The sequence below is a fragment of the Pantoea sp. NPDC088449 genome (assembly GCF_044753225.1).
GTDB lineage: Bacteria > Pseudomonadota > Gammaproteobacteria > Enterobacterales > Enterobacteriaceae > Pantoea > Pantoea floridensis.
In genome coordinates, this window is record NZ_JBIVMT010000001.1 from 1,493,893 (window position 1) to 1,513,578 (window position 19,686).

At 55.8% G+C, this 19,686-nt stretch carries 19 protein-coding genes and 2 pseudogenes; 4 read left to right on the top strand and 17 right to left on the bottom strand.

All coding sequences use genetic code 11. The annotated features are described in order from the left end of the window. Position 1: 1 nt before the first annotated feature. From tssE to ACIP6T_RS07125, 7 genes and pseudogenes are all read right to left on the bottom strand, one after another. On the bottom strand, positions 2-457 hold the full coding sequence (gene tssE / locus ACIP6T_RS07095) for a type VI secretion system baseplate subunit TssE (RefSeq protein ID WP_097097021.1): 456 nt from the start codon (positions 455-457) through the stop codon (positions 2-4). Next, the gene (tssJ, locus tag ACIP6T_RS07100; RefSeq protein ID WP_370659798.1) at positions 454-996 is read right to left on the bottom strand and encodes a type VI secretion system lipoprotein TssJ; all 543 of its coding nucleotides are present in this window, start codon (positions 994-996) and stop codon (positions 454-456) included. The genes tssE and tssJ overlap by 4 nt, the downstream gene beginning before the upstream one ends. Next, the gene (gene tssG, locus ACIP6T_RS07105; RefSeq protein WP_097097020.1) at positions 974-2,047 is read right to left on the bottom strand and encodes a type VI secretion system baseplate subunit TssG; all 1,074 of its coding nucleotides are present in this window, start codon (positions 2,045-2,047) and stop codon (positions 974-976) included. The genes tssJ and tssG overlap by 23 nt, the downstream gene beginning before the upstream one ends. Continuing rightward, positions 2,011-3,243 (bottom strand): annotated as a pseudogene (gene tssF / locus ACIP6T_RS07110) (type VI secretion system baseplate subunit TssF); the annotation flags it as partial. The gene tssG and the pseudogene tssF, both read right to left, overlap by 37 nt. Positions 3,244-3,245: 2 nt before the next feature. Continuing rightward, a pseudogene (locus ACIP6T_RS07115) lies at positions 3,246-3,395 on the bottom strand (type VI secretion protein); the annotation flags it as partial. A 29-nt stretch (positions 3,396-3,424) separates the two neighbouring features. Continuing rightward, positions 3,425-3,922, bottom strand: coding sequence for a type VI secretion system contractile sheath small subunit (gene tssB / locus ACIP6T_RS07120; protein ID WP_400456124.1), 498 nt, complete (start codon positions 3,920-3,922; stop codon positions 3,425-3,427). Positions 3,923-4,279: 357 nt separating this feature from the next. Next, positions 4,280-4,954, bottom strand: coding sequence for a GntR family transcriptional regulator (locus ACIP6T_RS07125; protein ID WP_345829354.1), 675 nt, complete (start codon positions 4,952-4,954; stop codon positions 4,280-4,282). 114 nt (positions 4,955-5,068) lie between these two features. Here ACIP6T_RS07125 and ACIP6T_RS07130 point away from each other — a divergent pair, with 114 nt between their 5' ends. From ACIP6T_RS07130 to ACIP6T_RS07145, 4 genes are read left to right on the top strand one after another with little or no spacing between them, the layout of a single operon-like run. Beyond that, complete coding sequence (locus ACIP6T_RS07130) at positions 5,069-5,749, top strand: DUF2848 domain-containing protein (protein ID WP_400456126.1); 681 nt, start codon at positions 5,069-5,071, stop codon at positions 5,747-5,749. A gap of 11 nt (positions 5,750-5,760) precedes the next feature. Continuing rightward, entirely contained in the window at positions 5,761-7,104 is a 1,344-nt protein-coding gene (locus ACIP6T_RS07135; protein WP_400456128.1) for an amidase, read from the top strand. Positions 7,105-7,106: 2 nt separating this feature from the next. Next, positions 7,107-7,742 (top strand): hypothetical protein, encoded by a 636-nt coding sequence (locus ACIP6T_RS07140; protein WP_345829350.1) that lies wholly within the window; start codon positions 7,107-7,109, stop codon positions 7,740-7,742. Then, entirely contained in the window at positions 7,735-9,048 is a 1,314-nt protein-coding gene (locus ACIP6T_RS07145) for an MFS transporter (RefSeq protein WP_400456129.1), read from the top strand. Before ACIP6T_RS07140 ends, ACIP6T_RS07145 begins: the two co-directional genes overlap by 8 nt. A gap of 75 nt (positions 9,049-9,123) precedes the next feature. On the opposite strand, the gene ACIP6T_RS07150 is transcribed toward ACIP6T_RS07145, so the two are convergent. The 10 genes from ACIP6T_RS07150 to ACIP6T_RS07195 all read right to left on the bottom strand — a co-directional run bounded on the left by ACIP6T_RS07150 (position 9,124) and on the right by ACIP6T_RS07195 (position 19,619). Continuing rightward, complete coding sequence (locus ACIP6T_RS07150; RefSeq protein ID WP_097096992.1) at positions 9,124-9,327, bottom strand: hypothetical protein; 204 nt, start codon at positions 9,325-9,327, stop codon at positions 9,124-9,126. 61 nt (positions 9,328-9,388) lie between these two features. Then, the gene (locus tag ACIP6T_RS07155; protein WP_400456131.1) at positions 9,389-10,006 is read right to left on the bottom strand and encodes a TetR/AcrR family transcriptional regulator; all 618 of its coding nucleotides are present in this window, start codon (positions 10,004-10,006) and stop codon (positions 9,389-9,391) included. A gap of 161 nt (positions 10,007-10,167) precedes the next feature. Further along, positions 10,168-10,446 (bottom strand): hypothetical protein, encoded by a 279-nt coding sequence (locus ACIP6T_RS07160; protein WP_345829349.1) that lies wholly within the window; start codon positions 10,444-10,446, stop codon positions 10,168-10,170. A 343-nt stretch (positions 10,447-10,789) separates the two neighbouring features. Then, complete coding sequence (locus ACIP6T_RS07165; RefSeq protein ID WP_345829348.1) at positions 10,790-11,998, bottom strand: multidrug effflux MFS transporter; 1,209 nt, start codon at positions 11,996-11,998, stop codon at positions 10,790-10,792. Positions 11,999-12,119: 121 nt separating this feature from the next. Further along, a complete protein-coding gene (locus ACIP6T_RS07170) occupies positions 12,120-12,959 on the bottom strand; it encodes a DUF817 domain-containing protein (protein ID WP_345829347.1) in 840 nt (279 codons plus the stop codon). Between the two features lie 155 nt (positions 12,960-13,114). Continuing rightward, positions 13,115-14,494, bottom strand: a complete 1,380-nt coding sequence (locus tag ACIP6T_RS07175; RefSeq protein WP_400456134.1) for an NtaA/DmoA family FMN-dependent monooxygenase — start codon at positions 14,492-14,494, stop codon at positions 13,115-13,117. A gap of 19 nt (positions 14,495-14,513) precedes the next feature. Continuing rightward, positions 14,514-16,136 carry a dipeptide ABC transporter ATP-binding protein gene (locus ACIP6T_RS07180; RefSeq protein ID WP_400456136.1) on the bottom strand — a complete coding sequence of 541 codons (1,623 nt, stop codon included), beginning with the start codon at positions 16,134-16,136 and terminating at the stop codon, positions 14,514-14,516. Further along, positions 16,136-16,993: an ABC transporter permease gene (locus ACIP6T_RS07185; protein WP_400456137.1), complete on the bottom strand. Its 858-nt coding sequence runs from the start codon at positions 16,991-16,993 to the stop codon at positions 16,136-16,138. Before ACIP6T_RS07185 ends, ACIP6T_RS07180 begins: the two co-directional genes overlap by 1 nt. Next, the gene (locus ACIP6T_RS07190; protein ID WP_400456139.1) at positions 16,990-18,009 is read right to left on the bottom strand and encodes an ABC transporter permease; all 1,020 of its coding nucleotides are present in this window, start codon (positions 18,007-18,009) and stop codon (positions 16,990-16,992) included. Before ACIP6T_RS07190 ends, ACIP6T_RS07185 begins: the two co-directional genes overlap by 4 nt. Further along, entirely contained in the window at positions 18,006-19,619 is a 1,614-nt protein-coding gene (locus ACIP6T_RS07195) for an ABC transporter substrate-binding protein (protein WP_400456141.1), read from the bottom strand. Before ACIP6T_RS07195 ends, ACIP6T_RS07190 begins: the two co-directional genes overlap by 4 nt. Between the last annotated feature and the right edge of the window lie 67 nt (positions 19,620-19,686).

The window sequence follows — 19,686 nt, forward strand, 5'->3', positions numbered from 1 at the left end:
TTCAGAGGGGAGTGCGAATATCCAGATACTGCTGTTGTTTCATATGGCGAATCATCACCCGGCCTTCGGGCATAAACTCTGTTCCGAAGCGCACCAGGCCAACGTCTTTCAGTTCAGCGTCAATAGCGTAGCGCAGTTCGCCGGGAATCTTTTGTTCAAGTAAAACTACATCAATACGTTTCAGACGAGGTTCGTATTTCAGCAGCACTGCTGAGAGTGTAAACAGCAACTGATGTGCGGTGCCGGGCATCCCCTGCAGGATGCGTGTCATGTCCGGCAGCCCGTAATCTGGAATATGCGATAGCGATCCAGCGCGGGTATTGAGGATGCGCTGCATGTTGTCGAGCACCGACATAATCACCTGATCCCGCTCATTCACCTGATGCAACTCTAGTCCTCCAGCAAAGCCCCCTTTTAGCAACTCATACAGCGAAGGCTGATGGTGACCAGCACTCATGATTTTTTCTCTACAAGGCTCAAGCTGTTGCTGCTTAATTCAATGACGCGCGCCCTGTCCGGATCTAAATCATTACGTTCCAGCACCAGCCGCCAGTTATTTTTGGCCATATCCGGCTGCTGAAACAGCGCAACCACCGCAATAAAGCGACTCTCTTTTTCCATCGGCATATTCAGCGCCACATCCCCACCGGGGGTTATCACCACATCACGATCGGCCAGAACCTCACCGTTAAGTACGTTCTTCACATCTCCGGTTAGCTGTTGATACACCGCACCGTCAAAAGCTTTACGTTCGCTCAACTGAAATACGCGCACCATTACCGGCTGGGACAGCGGATTATGCTCGCGCCTGTCGCTGTTGAGACTTTCGCGGGCGGCAAAATCAAGATGCAGCGTTTTAATCTGCTTGTAAAAAATTGCATCAAATGCTGCCGCGCTTCCGTCACTCACCTTCTGCTGCAAACCACAGCCAGAGATCAGTAGTACTGCACTACACACCATCGCGTAACGAGTTTTAATCAAAGTAGTAAATAACACGTTGTTTTTCCTTGTAAATTTCGGCCGAGCTCAAACCTGAATAACTGCCTAGCTCAGTGGTAAACGTTTGGGGGATATCGGGAGGGCAATTCGCTTCTTCAGCACCCAGCACGCCAATCATGCCGAGCCAGAAAGGTGTCTCTCCTAGCGCCGGCGCTGCTAATAAATGCGTATCCAGCCGTAGCCGGATGCGTGCCCGGTAACGCCAGCCAAGATAAACTCGCAGCAAAGCCAAAAAATCCTGATAAAGCTGGCCGTCTGGAAGCCAGCGTCGTGCTTCATCCGCGCAGGAAGTTTGCAGTTCAATCAGCAACTGGCTGTTGGCATCCATTGCTTCATCGCCCAGCGGCGCATTGCCGTCGAGTACGAACTCGCATTCCAGCGGATGGTTGACTCGCACCGGGCGCAGACAGTGCGGCTGCACGCGAACCGAAGTGCCGGGCGCCAGTAAACGCACCAGCGCGCGAATGCCCTCTTCCGTTCTGCCCGGCTGGCGCATGACGCCCAGCAGCGCCAGAAAGCGCGAAACCGGGGTGGCGATATGCCTGCCGGTTCCCGGAATACCCAGCCCCACCAGCCCAAGTAGCGACTGCGAGGTTTTATCGCTGCCGCCCGCTTCGAAGGTTGCCGGATACGAGTATTTGCGCCAGATACGATAAAACTGCGTCAGAATACGATGGTTAAAAATATCCAGAAATCCCTGCAGCGCTTCATGCCCTTCATCGCGCTGCGTGATGTCATCGACATATGCGCCCGGCAGCGGTGAATCGACGCCGTACAATCCGAGAAAAGTGGTGCGCACTACCGGCGGCGCAGCATCATCGCTGTCGCTGTACTCAACCGCTTTCAGCTCGCCAGCCGGAAACCCCATGCCGGGATGCGGCAGCAGCCGCACCGCGTCGTTTTCCGGTTTGTTAGTGCTGCCCAGTGGCGGCTTATCTTTGTGTTGATGCTCTATCAACTGGCAGAAGCGGTAAAAGTTCAGCCGCGTCAGCTCCTGCTCCAGCCGTGGCGTCAGCCGGAGATGCGGCGGTTGTGCTTCTCTTCCCATACGAGGCGCTCTCCGGTTGGCTGCAGGATTAAAATCAGACGGTTAAACAGGTGGATATCGGTATACAGCGCGAAGAAGCGGCTAAGCATCTCGCCAAACAAACAGATATCACCACGGCCGGCAAAGCCGCTGCTGTCGAGGGTGATTTCAATCTGCACGCCGCGCAGCAGATAGCCCTGCTCAAAGCGTTCAGTCTCTTTGTGGCAAACGTGCAGAATCGCCTCCAGACGACGGCGGTTCATTTCGCTGTGCGTCCAGTCATACAGCGCCAGCGTGCCGCGCAGCACCTCAGCGTTATCCATCATCCACAGGAAGCTGGAACCGAGATGGCTCAGCACACGCCAGTGAAAGCGGTCACGATTGGGCGGATAGCATGGCAGCGTCGGCGCGCATAGGTTGCGCACCTGCATCGCCACGTCGGTGCTGCTCACCGCGGTATCCAGCAGCGTGCTCTGCAGCGCGCGACGCGGCAGCTGGCCGTTGGTGCCGGTGACGCTTACCGACAGGCTTTCGTTCTCCGGCAGGCTGTGATTATCAAAGGCTTCGCCGCCGAGGATCATCCAGGTTTCGTGCAGCCCGGAAGGCCCGCGCCGCACGCGCGTGTGATAGTAATGTTCCGGCGCTTCATGACGCAGCATCCCGCCTTTGTGGCGGAAGCTGCTGAATGGCACATACGGCAGACCTTTCGATGAAATTACTGAATCCACCGAGTAAATTTCGGTATGTCCGTCCTGTACGCGCATTGGGCGCAGCATATATTCGGTCTGTAATCCGTTGATCATCAAAGGATCGGACTCCATCGCGAATAGGTTGATGACCGGCACGGCGTTGAGGCGCAGATGCTTTTCGCTGAACTGAAAATCATGCTCCCAGCGCTGGGCCAGCACCACGTCGAGTTCAAACCACGGCAGCGACGCGGGCAGCGCCACCTGCTCCAGCCCGCGCAGATTCACCGCCATGAATTTTTCGCGGAAGGTAAAGTATTCCAGCAATAGCTGATAACCACTGAAGCTGCCCTCATCGCCCGGCCACAGCCGATCTTTCTCGCTGAAACCCTGCGCGCTGAAGTGGCCGTCAAAGCGGCGGCTGTCGGTTTCGCCGGGCAAACGCAGTGTGATGCTGGCGGCGTTAAGCGTTAATGCTTCGTGCAGCGCGCAGGCCAGCGGCGCATCGGCATTGAGATAGAGCGGAATGTGGTGTCCTGCCAGACGTTCAGATCGCTCAGCTCGGAGACCGGATTAAGGTTGATTTTTTCAAATAGCGAAGCGTATACGCCGCCTGCCGCCGGGCGATCCAGCACGGTGGTTGCGCCATTAGCATGGGTTTCATTCTGAACTGACATCAGCATTCTCTCTCTATAGTCCGTTACGGGGATGATCAGGCTTGATCGGTGGCCAGCGCAGACAGCTCGCTACGCAGTTCGTCGCTCAGTGCGGGATCTTTCAGGATGGCTTCAAGCTCTTTGCGGAAGGTGACGTTATCCAGCAGGTTCGATTTGAGGTCGCGCAGCAGATTACGCATTGCCAGCATGGCGCGCAGCTGCGGGATTTGACGGGCGACCTGCTCCGGCTCAAAGTCCTTCATGTCGCGGAAGTTAAGCGCCACGTTCTCTTCGCTGCCATCGCCGGCCAGGGTGTTAGGCACGATGAGGTTAACGGAAGGTGCGATGTCGGCCAGCACGCTGTTGAAGTTGTTCTTATTGACGTTGCTTTTTTCGCGCTCAGACAGCGGACGATCTTCCTGGCCGTTGCTGAAATCACCGGTGACCAGCAATTTGAGCGGCAGCTCGGTTTTTTTCGCACTGCCGCCGGTGTGCAGGTCAAGTTTGAGGTTGATACGTGCTTTAGGGATTTCATTCTGATAAGAGTTGCTCATATTTACTCCTTGTAAAAATGGCGCGGAAAGCACGCATAGGCACACTTTCCCTGTGTGTTTCGCCGGGAATATATATGAGGTCGCATCAGTAAAGCAACGCACAGCGCTGTCGCTTTATTCCTGTTTTTTATAGGAAATTTCTTGGAATTTCACTTAAGTCATTGAGGGTTTTTAGAAAATCGATTAGGAATTCTCCTAAATAAAAATCTATTTTTTTGATCAATACGACACAAGAAGGGATTTTTCTGAGGGAAATAATACAATTTTTCTAATTATTTGCTGGGTAGGCATTTTCACTCACCCGCCCAGCCCTCGGTTAAGCACTGTCGCCGGCACACAATCATTATAATAGGCCGTTCAGTTATTCAGCAGAGCCTGTTTGAAAGAGTAGATATGAATGCGTGCCGCGTCTTCCGCCTGCTCGGCATCGCCCTTCTCCAGCGCCGCAATAATTGCCTCATGTTCAGCAATAACTTCATTCATATGTGCGGCGCTCGACAGTGTCGTCGCCCAGAAGCGTTGTGCCTGAGCATGAATGATGCTCAGGATATCGGCCAGACGGCTATTGGCTGCAATATCCGCCAGCACCTGATGGAACTCGCGGTCAAGCAGCATCATCTGTTCCCGATCGTGTAATTCACTGGCGCGGGCAATGCGCTGGTTAATTTCCCGTAAATAGGTAATCTGCGCAGCGTTGACGCGCTGCGTCGCCAGACGTAGGCACAGCGCTTCATTAACCAGCCGCACTTCTATTAACTCCAGCGCATCATCCATTGACAGCGGCGACACCATCACACCCTTACGCGGAATGATCTGCAATAAACCTTCGGTTTCCAGCCTGTGCACGGCCTGATTGATAGGTGTTCTGCCCATCTCAAGATCATCCATTACCTGCGCGATGTTGAGATAGTCCCCGGGCTTGTACCGCAGGGTGATCAAGCGGTGTTTAAAAGCCAGATAGGCTCGTTCATTAAGAGAAATACTCTTTGGGCTGGCTGGCGAGCTCACATTTTCAGCAATCACATTACTCATCGCGCAAATCCTTATTAGGTAACTGAGACATATTACACAAAAACCTGGCATGAAAATGGCTAGATTGAAATCACTGTGAAATTTCACACGAATTTCTCAAATGGAGATCAAACCATGCAATTACGTTTTACAACTGATAACGCAGACGCAGCAGTACTGGACGTTGAGGTCAAAGAGCTGGTTATCGCCGGCTGGGTGGGCCGCGATCGGGCAGCCGTGTTGCACCATATCAGGGAGCTGGAAGCACTTGGCGTGCCCGCTCCTGGTGCGGTCCCGCTGTTTTATCGCGTTGCGACGAATCAGCTCAGCCAGCAAATACGCCTGGAAGTGGTGGGCGAGGAAACCTCCGGCGAAGCCGAGCCCTTCGTGTTTTTCCATCGCGGCGAGTATTGGGTTTCACTGATCTCAGACCACACCGATCGCCATCTGGAAACCTTTAGCGTGGCGCTATCAAAGCAGGCCTGCATTAAACCTGTCGCCGGACACGCCTGGCGCCTGTCAGAAGTGAAAGCGCATTGGGATCGGCTGGAGCTCCGCGCCTGGATCAAAACAAACGATGATTGGATTACCTATCAGCAAGGTGCCCTCTCCGCTCTTCTCACGCCGATGGATTTATTAAACCGCTATTTTACTGATCGTCAGGTTGAAGAAGGTTTTGCTATGTCATGCGGCACGCTTAGCGCGATCGGTGGGATTCGCCCTTCGAGCGAGTTTCGCATGGCGCTGCACGACCCGCTGCTCAACCGCACGCTGGAACATACCTATATTACTGGCTCGCTGCCGGTCATCGCCTAAAAGGAACCTCTATGACAACGTTATGGCAAGCGAGCCAGCAACTGCTCGCCGGGCACATCACGCCCGAAACGTTAGTGTCTGATGCTCTGCACGCCATCGCGGCGGAGTCCGGCGAAGGTAAACGCGTCTTTACCCAAACCTATCTGGCCGAGGCGCAGCAGCAAGCTCGGCAGGCGAACGCGCGCTGGCAACAGCACCAGCCAAATAGCGCGATCGATGGGCTGCCGATCAGCATCAAAGATCTGTTTGATGTCGCCGGCGAAGTGACGCTCGCCGGCTCGCGTTTACTCAGCAATGCTGCAAAGGCAACGTCTAACGCCAGCATGGTAGAACGGCTGCGCCAGGCGGGAGCAGCCATCGTCGGCAAAACCAATATGACCGAATTCGCTTTTACCGGTCTTGGTATTAACCCGCATTACGGCACGCCCGCCAATCCGTGGCAGCGCACTGAACAGCGAATCCCCGGCGGCTCTTCTTCCGGGGCCGCCGTGGCCGTGGCCGATGGCATGTGTCTGGCGGCGGTCGGTACCGATACCGGCGGCTCCGTGCGTATTCCCGCTACGCTGTGCGGCTTAACCGGTTTCAAACCCAGCGCCAGTCGTATTGATCAAACCGGAACCTTGCCGCTGGCCGTGTCGCTCGACAGCATTGGTGTGATTGCCCATGACGTGCGCAGCTGCTGGCTGCTCGATAGCGTGATTGCCGACGAACCGCTGTCCATTGATGAACGCCGCCTTTCTGACGCACATTTCGTTATCCCGCAAACGCGCGTGCTGGAAGGCCTTGATCAACATGTCAGTGCGGCATGGCTGCACGCACTCGGGCAGCTTCGTGCGCAGGGCGTAACGCTGACTGAGCTGCCCCTGCACGAACTGGCAGAGCTTGAAACGATCAACTCGCGCGGCGGTATCACGGCCTGGGAAGCCTGGCAATGGCATCAGCATTACGTTCATTCTCAGCCCGATGCCTACGATCCGCAGGTCCTGACGCGCATTAAACGCGGTAGCTTGCTAACCCACGAAGAGGCCAGCGCGCTGTACCAGCAGCGAGCTGACTGGAAACAGCGCGTTGAAAACGCGATTGCGCCCTTCGATGGCATGTTAATGCCCACGGTGCCGCTTATCGCCCCCACTCTTCACGAACTTAACGATCCTGCGCGCTACATGCAGGTCAACATGCTGATGCTGCGCAATACCAGCGTGATCAACATGCTGGATGGCTGTTCGATCTCTCTCCCCTGTCATCAACCTGGCGCTGCGCCGGTTGGCCTGATGCTGTCCTCAACCCATGGCAACGATGCTGCATTACTCAGCTGGGCTGCCGCGATTGAAACCACCCTGAAACGGAGTATCTGATCATGACTCAACCCCATGGCATGCTGTATGTCGCCACCCATATCGAGGCTGCAGATGAAGCGGATTTCAACCAATGGTATGACCACGAGCACGTGGAAGAGCGCGTTGCCATCAAAGGCTTCCTTTCTGGCACACGCTATCAGTCCTTAGAGGCGGAGCGGAAGTATCTCGGTCTGTATGAAACAGAATCGCTTGAGGCCTTCACCAGCGCGGATTATCACGCAGCCTTCACGCGTCAGACGGAATGGTCGGTGAAAAATCTCAACAACATGATCAATCCCATGCGCCGGGTGTGCGCCATCACCCACCAGCATGGTCAGGGCACTGGCAGCCATCTGGCGGTGCTGACGCTTACGTCAGGAACAGATGTTGCATTACTGGACGGCTGGCAAAAAAGCGTGCAGCAAACGCCGGGCTATATCGCTTCGCGTTTGTTAACGCCAGATACCACGTTGAGCTCCCCTCTTCCCCGGGAAAATAGGGGAAATCGCCCCATGCATCCCATGCTGCTAGTGACCTGCCGCGACGTGCAGATATGTAAAACCCTCGCCGCCAGCGCCGCACAGGCGCTGAATGCAGATGCTCAGCTTTACTCCCTCAGCTGGCAGTTAACCAAACAGGAGATGGCACATGGCTAATACCGATTCGACACTGCAGCACACTGCACGCGAGCGCACTGGCCACGCCAAAACCGGTCGTCTTGCGGCGGCCAGCTCGATTGGCACGGCACTCGAGTGGTATGACTTTACGGTTTATAACATCATGGCCGCGTTGGTGTTTAACCACGTATTTTTCCCTGACTTCGATCCACTCGTCGGCACCATCCTGGCATTTTCCACCTATGCGGTGGGTTACGTCTCACGTCCGGTAGGCGGGATGATTTTTGGCCATCTGGGTGACGTAGCTGGCCGCAAAGCGGTGCTGATCACCACGCTGGTCATTATGGGCGTCACTACCGCGCTCATGGGCCTGCTGCCCGGCTATGCGGTGTGGGGGATCTGGAGTCCGTTGCTGCTGGTGGCATTGCGTTTTATTCAGGGTATCGCGCTGGGCGGTGAATGGGCTGGTGCGGTGCTACTTTCCATGGAACATGGCGATGCCAGTAAACGCGGGCGTAATGCTTCGTTCGCACAGGTTGGGCCTTCCTGCGGCACGTTAATTGGTACCGGATTTATCACGCTGATCACGGTGGCGTTAAGCGGTGAACAGTTCCAGCAGTGGGGGTGGCGTATTCCCTTCCTGTTGAGCCTGCTGCTGGTAACCTTTGGCTTGTGGCTGCGTCGCGGCGTTGAAGAGACGCCAACCTTTGTCGCGATGCAACAAGCCGAGAAAACCACCCATACGCCGCTGAAAGAGGTGTTCCTTCGCTATCCGCGCGAGTTGCTGATCGCGGGGGGATCGCGTATTGGCTCGGATGTGTTGTACGCGCTGGTAGTGGTGTTTACGCTGACCTACGTCACCACGGTGCTGCAGTTGCCGCGTCCGCTGGCCCTGATGGCCACCATGCTGGGCGCGATAGGCAATGCGATTACCGTACCGATGTTTGGCGCGCTTTCAGATAAGTTAGGCCGCCGACCAGTCTACATTGTCGGTGCTTTGCTAGCGATTGTCTGGTCATTTGTCTTCTTCGTCCTGCTCGACAGCTCGCAACCGGTGCTGATCGTGCTGGCGGTGATCGTTGGCCTATTGATTCATGCGGTGATGTATGGCCCGCAGGCAGCATTTGTGACCGAGCAGTTCCCCAGCCATGTGCGTTACGCGGGTTCTTCGCTGGCCTATACGCTAGCGGGTATTATCGGAGGTGGCTTTGCGCCGCTGATCATTACCTCTCTGTATAAGGAGATGGGCAGCACGCTGTGGGTGTCGCTGTATGTCAGCCTGGCGTTACTGATTACGCTTCTTGCGCTGTGGAAAGCGAAAGAGACAGCGCACCGACCGCTGTAATTCGCTTATTGAGTTTGGCGAGGGAGTGCCAACTTTCAGCACAGGAGAGCAGGATGTTCCGCACCATCGAGCGGATTAATGCAGTTTTTTGGCCAGAATACGAATCGCTTTCTCACAGGCGCTTTTCGTCTTGCTGTCTGACGAGCGTAAGCTCAAACGGTACAGGGCACCAATCAGTTCCTGTACGCTAAGCGCCTCATCGGGCCGGAGAATATGTGAAACCACGCGCCCTACCAGTGCACGAATATCATCCGTAATGTCTGTATCTTCGTCTTTCACTTGCCCTCCTGCCTCACGCTTCGCTTATTTAGGAAGTGCCCACCTCCTAATTAGACAAATGTTAATCCAGCAACTTCATGACTAACTTGATGGTCTCTGGTTCATCTTTTACATCGGCGATCTTGCCTACTACCCGCATACCGAAGGCGATGCACAGAATCAATCCTGCCGCGGTGTCGGTATCCAGTTTTTGCGAGACCGATCCATCTTCCTGCCCGAGTCGCAGTAAAGAAGCGAGAAAGTTTTTATTACGCATCACCGCCTCACTCACCAACTGCGACAAGTCGTCATCTAACACCTGCAGTTCAATCGCGCTGCCAACCACCAGGCACCCGGTTCGTCCCTCCACGGCCCGAGCAGAATCGAGGTAAAACTGCAGCAGCTCAGCGAGTTTTTCGCGACCCGTTGTAAACTGCGCCAGCCGTTGACGCAGGTCCGCGTTGCGCACCGAAAGGTAGCGTTCAAACACGTTAAGAAACAGACTGCGTTTATCTTTAAAGGCTTTATAAATGCTACCGGCCGTTAATCCCATGGCGTCGCCTAGGTCATGCATGGAGGCAGCATGAAAACCTTTTTGCCGAAAAACGATCATCGCTTTATCCAGGGCCTGGTCGATATCAAACTCTCTCGGGCGGCCCCGTTCTCGGCTTTTCGCTTCAGTGGTTAACGTTTTAGGCATAGTTGACGCATGACGTATGGCTGGTTTCCAAAAGTGGTCGGCTGGTTCTTTGCAGCGCTAACTTTATCGCAATAGAGAAGAGAATGTACACCTGTTTGCTGTTAATTCATTATATAACCGAGAGTTACGTAATCATTAAGTGGGGAACTGCACTGTCGAAGTCAGTGTTTGGTGGAATCATCTGCCGCGATGTTTTTAGCAAAGAAGCTCATTACACCCTCGCCAGATTTCTCATTGTTGTTCATTTCACTGCCGGTCTTAATCGTCTCAAGCGCTAGCCTGGCAACGCGTTTTTTTTCTGGCGTGTCAGCGGCATGCAGCATTTTCTCTAATTGTCCGATGAGCGTGGCGCGCGAAACCGGCGCATCCTCATTAAATAATTCAATAACAGCTTCGCCGATTAAGATGTCGCACAACTTTTTATCATCACTATTTTTCATGGAGTTCTCTGTAACCGTCTTGACCAATCCTGGCCGGAGGATCCTGACTTTGCAGAGCATACCGATTGAGCAAAAAACGTCAAATGCTAAAAAGAGGAGGTTTAATCAACATTCAATCAATAGAAACGCTTGTGGCATTTTCAATAAGTGCCACAAGCTTTATCGCGATTAGCCGCCAACACGCGCCTGCAACGCTGCGGTATAGCGTTCACCAATGACTTTGATGGTGTCTAACGCCTGAGGATTGTTTTAATTGGACACGGTAATCAGCCAGGGTTTATTAACTGCATCCATGAGTTGCCCCTTCTGGTGATGCCCACTCAACCTCCTCTTAATCAAAACATTAAGCGGATTTGACCGTGGCGGCGCTGAGCGCCATCACCGCGCTTGCCACGGTAAACAGCGCGATAATCCACGCCATGGTCCAGGGCGTACCATCGCTGAGTAGCGCCAGCAGCAACGACGAGATAATGCCGCTGCCGTATTGCAGCGAGCCGATGAGCGCCGAGGCGGAACCCGCCATAGTTGGCACGGTATCCATGGCGGCCGCCGTGGAGGTTGCCGCGATAATGCCGTTCATCGAGAAGAACACAAACACCGGCAGAATAATCATCAGGATGCCGCCGAAGGCCAGTTTGGCGCTCAGCGCCAAAATTAACGCAGCGAGGGTAGCGGTGGTCACCGCTATTTTTAGCAACGACTCCAGCGGATAGCGGTGCACCAAACGTCGGTTCACCATGCTTACCGCCATTAACCCCACCACATTCAGCGCGAACAGCCAGCCATAATGCTGCGCATCAATGCCGAAATAGGTGATGTAAACAAACGGCGAGCCGGTAATAAAGGCGTAAGCCGCCACGTAGTAGAACGCCACGCACAGCGTAAAGCGCATGAAATGGCGGTTTTTCAATAGGGCAAAATAGTTGCTAAACGCTCCGGTGAGCGACGCTTTTACCCGCTTGTCCGCCGGTAAGGTTTCGGGCAACCAGCACATGAGTATCAGCATGACGCAGCCGATGGCCGCCAGCAGCCAAAAAATCGTGTGCCATGAGGTGACTTTGATCATCTGCCCACCCAGCAGCGGCCCGGCAATCGGTGCAATCGCCATGACAACCATTAGCGTGGAGAGCATCTGCGCAGCGCGGGTGCGCGCAAAGAGATCGCGGATCATTGCGCGCGCCAGCATTGGTCCGGTACAGGCCCCTAACGCCTGAAACACGCGCCAGAACACAATCTGCGTAATATCGCTGGAGAGCGCACAGCCCACAGAACCGATCACAAACAGCACCAATCCGATAAACAGCGGCACTTTGCGGCCAAAATGGTCGCTGAGCGGCCCCCAGATGAGCTGGGCAATACAGAAGCCGATAAGAAATCCGGTAATGGTCAGTTCGGCGTCGCCGTGCAGCTCTTGCGCCATCAGCGGCATGGCAGGCAGATAGATATCCGTGGATAACGAGGTGATCGCCATCAACGCACTCAAAATGAGGATAAAGGGCAAACCGCTCGATTTGACGATAAAGGATTGAGAACGCGTGGAGGCGAGATCCATATTGAATTCCAGAGAGATCGAATTCGCCTATAGTAGCGGATGGGATGGTGAAGATAATGGCCTGAAAGAGGATTGCGCCTATGAGGGAAATTCATCAATAGGCGCACTAATTTTCCATGACTCACTGCGCAATGTGTACGCGTTTTTTAATATCCTTGAGAAACAGCGTAATGGTAAACGTCATCATCACCAGTAGCGACCAGGCGCCCCATTTGCCGACATGTACCGTTGCCCACGCCCCTATTTGATTAGGATATTGCCATACGCCCAATAATGTCCCCAGATTCTCCGCTAGCCAGATGAAAAAGCCTATCAGGATAAACGCCACCAGCAGCGGCATACGGAAAGGACGATCGTAAGGCGTAAAAACCACCACTGAGCGCGCATACAAACCCAACGCCACTGCTGCGATATACCAGCGATAGTCGCCGATAAAATGATGGGTAAAGAAATTGGCATACAGCGCCAATGAGAGCAGTACCGCATACAGAATGGGAGGATGATGGCGAATTTTCAGATCCATCAATCGCCAGCATTGGATTATGTAACTGCCTACCGCCGCATACATAAAGCCACTGAATAAAGGTACGCCACCAATTTTGCTCCAGCCTGCCTCAGGATAATGCCATGAACCAATCGCCGATGAGGTTTTAAACAGCTCTAAACCGAAACCGAGCAAATGAAACAGCGTGATGGATTTCAGTTCATCCCAGCTTTCGAGTTTCGTCGTGACCATCAATAACTGAATAGCGACGGCGATAATCAGCAACAGATCATAGCGTGCAAGACCGAACATACCGGCGCGCGGTAACGTGAATATCGCCAGAAAGAATAAGCCGGCAAATAAGCAAGCGCGTGCTTCTTTAATGCCAAACCAGATAAACTCCACGGCAAAACGCCGGATGCCGGTTAAGCGCAGTGCGGGGGGATGGATTAGAAACTGATCGAGGCGATTATGCATAACGAATTCCCTATAAAGTAAAACATCCATTTTTATCAGCATAATAAAAAAGCCATGCTGCGTCGCGCAAATGCTTATCAGGCGGGAAGAGCGATCGCCATGATTGGCGACCGCACGATTTTGTAGAGTGCGCATTAATGCGCACCGGGTAACATTTAACCCAACGTTAATTTCCTTTGCGGATGCGACGCTGGCAGCCTGCTCTCTTTGCCAAAAATCTTCTCGCGCAGCGTGCCGGGCTTATACGCCTTCTGCGCCAGACCGCGCTTCTGCAGTACCGGCACCACATGCTCAACCCACTCATCCCACCAGCCGAGCGTGGTGACAGGCACCACGTTAAAGCCATCCACACCCGCATCCGCAAACTGCTGCACGCGATCGGCGATCTGCTCTGGCGTACCGGCAAAACGACCCGGCAGCAACGCGTGCTGGATCAGGTACTCACGCCACGTCAGCACGCGCCCCTGCCCGTAATCCGCATCTACCGCAATGCGAAATTTCGAGCGCATATGCTGGCTAAACTCCTCGCGGCGGCTGAGCTCGGTTAACGGCGTATCAGGATCGATATTCGCCAGATCGATGCCAGAGCCGCCGCTGTAGAACCCCTGCAGCGCGTTGATATCAATGTTGTCGAACAGATATTGCTGCTTGCGCTTTGCCTCCTCCTCGGTGGATCCGATCACGGTAGAAAGCATCACCAGTTTTTTCAAATCCTCCGGCTGACGACCGTAATCCACCACATCCTGATTCAGGATGGCGATATCTTTGCGCGCGGTATCCGGCGTTTGTGATGGCAGGAATGTGACCTCGGCATTACGGGCGGCAAAGCGACGTCCGGCGTCGGAGTTGCCGGCCTGGAAGAACACCGGGCTACGCTGCGGCGACGGCTCAACAATGTGCGGCCCCTCCACGCGATAGCGCTTGCCCACATGGTTAATTTTGTGAATTTTATCGGCATCGAAAAAGCGATTGGTGGCGGGATCGTGCAGCACCGCGCCCTCTTCCCACGACAGCTCCCACAGTTTGTACGCCACATCCAGATACTCTTGCGCCCATTCGTAGCGCTCGTCGTGCGGCACGATGTCCTGATAACCGTAGTTACGGAAGCCGTTGGAGAGATACGAAGTGACGATATTCCAGCCAATGCGACCGTGGGTAAACTCATCCAGCGAGGAGATCTGGCGTGCAAACGAGAACGGGTGCGCCTGAATCACGTTGCTGGTCACCACCAGTCCCAGATTCTCCGTGGCCAGCCCCAGCGCCGAGAGGATGGTGATCGGATCGGGTTCGGGGAACTGCGTGCCGGCGCTGATGGTGGTTTTACCATCGCCATATTCGATGTCGTAAACCCCCACCACATCGGCAATGAACAAGGTATCAAACAGCCCTTTCTCCAGGGTTTTCACCGTCTTTACGTAGGCATCCAGCTGGTTGTAGCCATACTGCACCTGACCTTCCGGCGTGCGCCAGTAGCCGTGGCTGTGGTGGTTGGGCGTGAGGTGCAAAAATCCGTTATAAATCAGTTCGCGTGACATGTTCGCTCCGGTAGCAAAGTTAGGCGATTTCCAGCGCGGCCAGACGTGGCAGCGAGGCAAGTAACTTCTGGGTATAGGGATGGCGCGGACGATAGAACACCTCATCGGCGGCGCCCTGCTCGACTGCCTCACCGTTTTGCATCACCAACACGCGATCGCTCATGTGATGGATAACGCCGAGGTCGTGCGAGATAAACAGATAGCTGACGCCAAGCTGCGCCTGCAGATCGCTAAGCAGATCGAGAATCTGCGCCTGGATAGTGACGTCCAGCGCGGAGACCGCCTCATCCAGCACGATCACCTGCGGATGGGTGGCGATGGCACGGGCAATGGCCACGCGCTGACGCTGGCCGCCCGACATGCGCGCCGGCCATTGGTTAAGATGTTCCGCGCCGAGTCCAACCGATTGCAGTAGACTGATGGCGCGGTCACGCGGGGTTTGCGTTGCCGGATGCTGATCTAAGGCAATCGCATCCAGCAGGATGTCGGCCACCCGCCAGCGCGGGTCGAAAGATGAAAGCGGGTCCTGATACACCACGGCAATCTGGCGGCGAATGGCACGCTGAGCGGCAGCGGACGCGTGGCTCCACGGCTGGCCGGCAAACAGCACCTCGCCGCTGTCCGGCGCTTCCAGCGCCAGCGCAATACGTGACAAGGTGGTTTTGCCAGAACCCGATTCACCCACAATACCCAGCGTTTCACCGCGTCGCAGCGTAAAGGAAACATCGGCAACCGCGCTGTGCCCCCGAAAACGCTTCACGATATGGCGCGCTTCCAGCAGCACGTCCGCTGATTTACCCCCCGCTGGCGCGGGCGCGCCGGGCGCGCTGCCGGAAAGGCGCTGTCCTTTGGTGTGTTCGCTGGGAATGGCGTTGATCAACCCTTGGGTATAGGGATGTTGCGGCTGCTGCAACACCTGCTGCGCCGTTCCCGCTTCGACAATCGCGCCGCCCTGCATCACCAGAATCTGATCGGCGATTTTGGCCACCACGGCCAAATCGTGACTGATTAGAATCACGCTGGTGCCGCGATCCAGCATCTGCCGCAGCACCTCCAGCACTTGCGCCTGCACCGTGACATCCAGCGCGGTAGTCGGCTCATCGGCGATCAGTACATCCGGATGCAGCGCAATCGCCGAAGCAATCAGCGCGCGCTGGCGCAGACCACCAGAGAGTTCGCCCGGTCGCTGGCTGGCGCGATAGGCTGCCTGCGGCACGCCCACCTCTTCCAGCAGCGCCTGTACTTTCTGCTGGCGGCTGGCGGCATTGCCCCAGCCGTGCAGCGCCAGCGCTTCGGCAATCTCTTTGCCTACCGGCCGCAGCGGATCGAGTGACACCAGCGCATCCTGCAAAATAAAACCGACTTTGCTGCCGCGCACCCGACGCCACCAATTTTCGCTGCGCCCGAGCAGCGCTTCACCGTGCAGACTGAGCGTGTTGGCCTGCACCTGCAGTTGCTCGCCCGCCAATCCCACCAGCGCGCGTGCGGTAACACTTTTTCCCGAGCCTGATTCACCGACCAGCGCCAGACATTGACCGCGTTGCAGCGCAAAACTAACGTTCTTCACAATATGGCGCGGCGCGGCATTCTCAGCGCGGGCCCAAATGTTCAGGTCACGGACTTCTATCACGTTATTGCTCATCAGCGCTTCTCTCCTTCGGCCCGCTGCTGGATGTAGCGGCCGATTTGCGTAAACGACAGCGCCACCAGCACAATCGCAATGCCCGGCAACACTTCCAGCCACCACGCCACGGTGACGTTAATTTTTCCCGCTTCGAGCAGCGCGCCCCACTCCGGCGACGGCGGTACCACCCCTAAACCCAGAAACGACAAGCCGGATGCCCACACCACCGATTGTCCGATGCCCAACGCCACCAGTGAGAACAGCGGTCGGAACACGTTGGGCGCGATGTGCTGGATAAACAGCCGATGCCACGGATGGCCAAGCGCACGTGCCGCCTCGACATAGCCGGACTGCTTCACCTGCAGCGCCTGCGCGCTCACCAGTCGCGCGTAGCCCGGCGCGGTGCCGATGCCCACCGAGATCAGTAAACTGCTGGCGGACGGCCCCAGCAAGGCGACAAACAGCAGCGCCAGCAGCAAGGTGGGAAACGCCAGCAGAATCTCCAGCAGGCGATTCACCGGTTCGGCCAACCAGCGCGGACCGAGCGCGGCGCTGAAGCCCAGCACAATGGCGCCGAACAGCGCGATGGCCATGGCGCCGATACCAATCAGCAACGACTGGCGCGTGCCCCAGATAATGCGGCTATACAGATCGCGGCCAATGTCATCGGTGCCGAGCCAGTTAGCCCACGAAGGAGCTTGCAGCGCGCGATAGAGATCGGTGGCGAAGGGATCGTGGGTGGCCAACGCGCCAGGCGTTAGCGCTGCGACAATAAAGAACAGCGCTACGATGCCGGAAAGCAGTACCGAAACCGGCAGCTGCCAGCTGGTGCGTTGCTTCCGCGGGCCAGCATAATCAGTGAGATGAGTTGTCATGCGCGACCTCGCAGGCGGGGATCGACGATCAGGTAAATCAGGTCAACCACCAGGTTAATGACGATGTAGAGGAAACTGATCAGAATCACGATGCCGGAGACCAGGGCGAAATCCTTGTTGCTGACCGCATTCACCAGCACGTTGCCGAGTCCCGGGCGGGCAAATACCGCTTCCACCAGCACCGCGCCCGACAGCAGGTTGCCAATCGCCCAGCCGCTTAAGGTGATGGCGGGGATCAGCGCGTGGCGCAACACGTGGCGCCATCGCACGCCCGCCAGGCTCATGCCGCGCGCCCGCGCCGACAGCACAAACGGCTGCTGCATGCTGCGCTCAAACTCGCCGCGTATTGCGTGGCCAATAAAGCCCGCCAACGGAATTGCCAGCGTGATCGCCGGAAGCACCGTGCCCAGCAGGCTGGTGCCGCCGACGACGGGGAACCAGCGCAGAGCGATGGCAAAGACAATCAGCAGCAGGATGCCAATCCAGTACTGCGGCAAGCCGGCCATGATGGTTTCCACTGCGGAGCCAAACGCCGCCAGCCGACGATTGCGCCCGGCGGTTAACAGCGTCCAGGGAATGGCGATAATCCACGCCAGCAGCAATGCGGCTATCGCCAGCGTAAAGGTGGGCAGCAGCTGCTCAGCGATGATATGCACCACCGGACGCTGCAACTCGAAGGAGAAACCAAAATCGGCGTGCAGCAGCTGCCAGAAATAGTGCAGATACTGTTCAACGATCGGCTTATCGAACCCGTATTGCGCATTGATTGGCGCCAGCTCGACCGGCGTGCGCTCAATCACCTGCCCGGAGGTGATATTCAGCAAAATGGTGGCGCGATCGCCCGGCAGCACCGATAGCACTAAAAAGGTCACGGTGATGGTGCCCCACAGCACAAATAGCGCCGAGGCAATGCGCACACTCAGGGTGCGCAACAGCGCCACGCTGCGGCGGCGTGGTACGGCCCGCTCCTCAACCCGGGTGGCGCTGGTCTGCGGCGCGGAAGTTAATTCACTCATGGCTTCTCCTGCACGAAGTACGCATCGTTAAAGTTCAGCAATCCATTGCCCTCATCCTGCCAAAGCCCGCGGATGTGGTGGGCGATGGCGACGTTGTAGGTGAAGTTGTAGCCGCCGATGGCAATCGCCTGATCGTCAAACCACTTTTGCAGCACCGCAAACTTCTGCTGGCGCAGCTGGGGATCGGGCTCGCGCTGCGCATCGAGGATTTGCGCTTCCACTTCGGGATTATTGAAAAAGCTGGTGTTGTTGCCGTTGAATGCGCCGTTCAGCGCGTGGTTGTAAACGATGTCGAGAATATTGGGCGAGGGCCATACCCAGTAACCAAAGCTGATTTCCTTATCCGCCGGACGCGAACGTGCTCCGGCAAAGCCTTCGGTTTGCGTCAGCGGAATCAGATCCAGCTTGATACCAACGCGTTTGACCTGATCCTGCACCGCCTGCAGCATCAGCGCGCCTTCCTGGTCGATAATCGCCTGGATAAACGGCAAGCGGGCATCGAGCGTTTGGCTGTCTTTGGTGCGATAACCGGCGGCATCACGTCCGGTCCAGCCCGCTTGATCCAGCAGCTGATTGGCTTTGGCGATATTCAGCGAGTAGCGGTCGTCAACGTTCAGGTAGAGCGGCGTACTTTTGCTCAGCGAGCCGTTGCCCTCATACGGCACTGCGCCTTTGAACACCGTTTTGACGATCTGCTTGCGGTCCAGCGCATAAGCAAACGCCTGGCGCACGCGCCGATCGGTGAATGGACCGCGCTGCACATTAAAGGAGAACGCCTGTGGATGACCGGTCGCGACGTACGACAAGGTTTGATAATGCTGTTGCAGCGCCTGCCACTGCGCCGACGGCGGCTGGTAGATCACATCCGCGCCGCCGCTGACCAGCGCGCCCCAGCGCGTGGTGGCATCGGGCACGAATTTCCACTCCAGGTGTTTGATATAAGCCGGCCCGTTATGGTGCGCATTCGGCGGTGCCCAACGATAATCGTCGTTGCGCACAAAACTGATGCCATCGCCGCGTACCCAACGCGCGACTTTCCACGGTCCGGTGCCCACCGGGCGCAAACACTTCTGCTCGCTACTGTTATGCGCCAGCGAATCTGGCGATTGAAAACCGTAATGCCCATTCGCTAATACGTTATAGATTTCCGGATTGGGCTCAGATAAATGCAGCGCCACGGTATAATCATCGACTTTGGTAAATCCGGTCATATAGGTAAATCCGTGCCAACCTATTCCCTTTTGCCATGCGGGATAATTAGCAATCACCGCGTCGGCATTAAAAATATCGCCATCGGTAAATTTCACGTCATGGCGCAAATGAAAGGTAATGGTTTTACGATCGGCAGATTCACTCCAGCTGGATGCCAGCCAGGGACGGATCTGTCCTTTATCGTAACTGACTAAATAATCAAACACCTGACGTGATAAATACGCTTGCTGCACCCAACCGCCCCATAAGCAAGGCGGCTCCTGCTCATGCAAATAGACCAGCGTGCCATCGCTGGAGGTGGGTGAAGACGCTGCGGCGCTGACGTTAATTGGCAGCGCCGCACAGCTCAATGCCGCCATTATCGGAATGATTAATCGCTGAATGGGCTTTACTCTCATTTTGCTACCGTTTCCCTAATGCAAGCCAATAACTTATTTCCGCGCGGACCTACTCCACGTGAAAAGG

Coding starts and splice junctions, on each gene's coding strand:
- tssE (WP_097097021.1), bottom strand. CDS start 457: ATGAGTGCTGGTCACCATCAGCCTTCGCTGTATGAGTTGCTAAAAGGG.
- tssG (WP_097097020.1), bottom strand. CDS start 2,047: ATGGGAAGAGAAGCACAACCGCCGCATCTCCGGCTGACGCCACGGCTG.
- tssB (WP_400456124.1), bottom strand. CDS start 3,922: ATGAGCAACTCTTATCAGAATGAAATCCCTAAAGCACGTATCAACCTC.
- ACIP6T_RS07125 (WP_345829354.1), bottom strand. CDS start 4,954: ATGAGTAATGTGATTGCTGAAAATGTGAGCTCGCCAGCCAGCCCAAAG.
- ACIP6T_RS07130 (WP_400456126.1), top strand. CDS start 5,069: ATGCAATTACGTTTTACAACTGATAACGCAGACGCAGCAGTACTGGAC.
- ACIP6T_RS07135 (WP_400456128.1), top strand. CDS start 5,761: ATGACAACGTTATGGCAAGCGAGCCAGCAACTGCTCGCCGGGCACATC.
- ACIP6T_RS07140 (WP_345829350.1), top strand. CDS start 7,107: ATGACTCAACCCCATGGCATGCTGTATGTCGCCACCCATATCGAGGCT.
- ACIP6T_RS07145 (WP_400456129.1), top strand. CDS start 7,735: ATGGCTAATACCGATTCGACACTGCAGCACACTGCACGCGAGCGCACT.
- ACIP6T_RS07155 (WP_400456131.1), bottom strand. CDS start 10,006: ATGCCTAAAACGTTAACCACTGAAGCGAAAAGCCGAGAACGGGGCCGC.
- ACIP6T_RS07160 (WP_345829349.1), bottom strand. CDS start 10,446: ATGAAAAATAGTGATGATAAAAAGTTGTGCGACATCTTAATCGGCGAA.
- ACIP6T_RS07165 (WP_345829348.1), bottom strand. CDS start 11,998: ATGGATCTCGCCTCCACGCGTTCTCAATCCTTTATCGTCAAATCGAGC.
- ACIP6T_RS07170 (WP_345829347.1), bottom strand. CDS start 12,959: ATGCATAATCGCCTCGATCAGTTTCTAATCCATCCCCCCGCACTGCGC.
- ACIP6T_RS07175 (WP_400456134.1), bottom strand. CDS start 14,494: ATGTCACGCGAACTGATTTATAACGGATTTTTGCACCTCACGCCCAAC.
- ACIP6T_RS07180 (WP_400456136.1), bottom strand. CDS start 16,136: ATGAGCAATAACGTGATAGAAGTCCGTGACCTGAACATTTGGGCCCGC.
- ACIP6T_RS07185 (WP_400456137.1), bottom strand. CDS start 16,993: ATGACAACTCATCTCACTGATTATGCTGGCCCGCGGAAGCAACGCACC.
- ACIP6T_RS07190 (WP_400456139.1), bottom strand. CDS start 18,009: ATGAGTGAATTAACTTCCGCGCCGCAGACCAGCGCCACCCGGGTTGAG.
- ACIP6T_RS07195 (WP_400456141.1), bottom strand. CDS start 19,619: ATGAGAGTAAAGCCCATTCAGCGATTAATCATTCCGATAATGGCGGCA.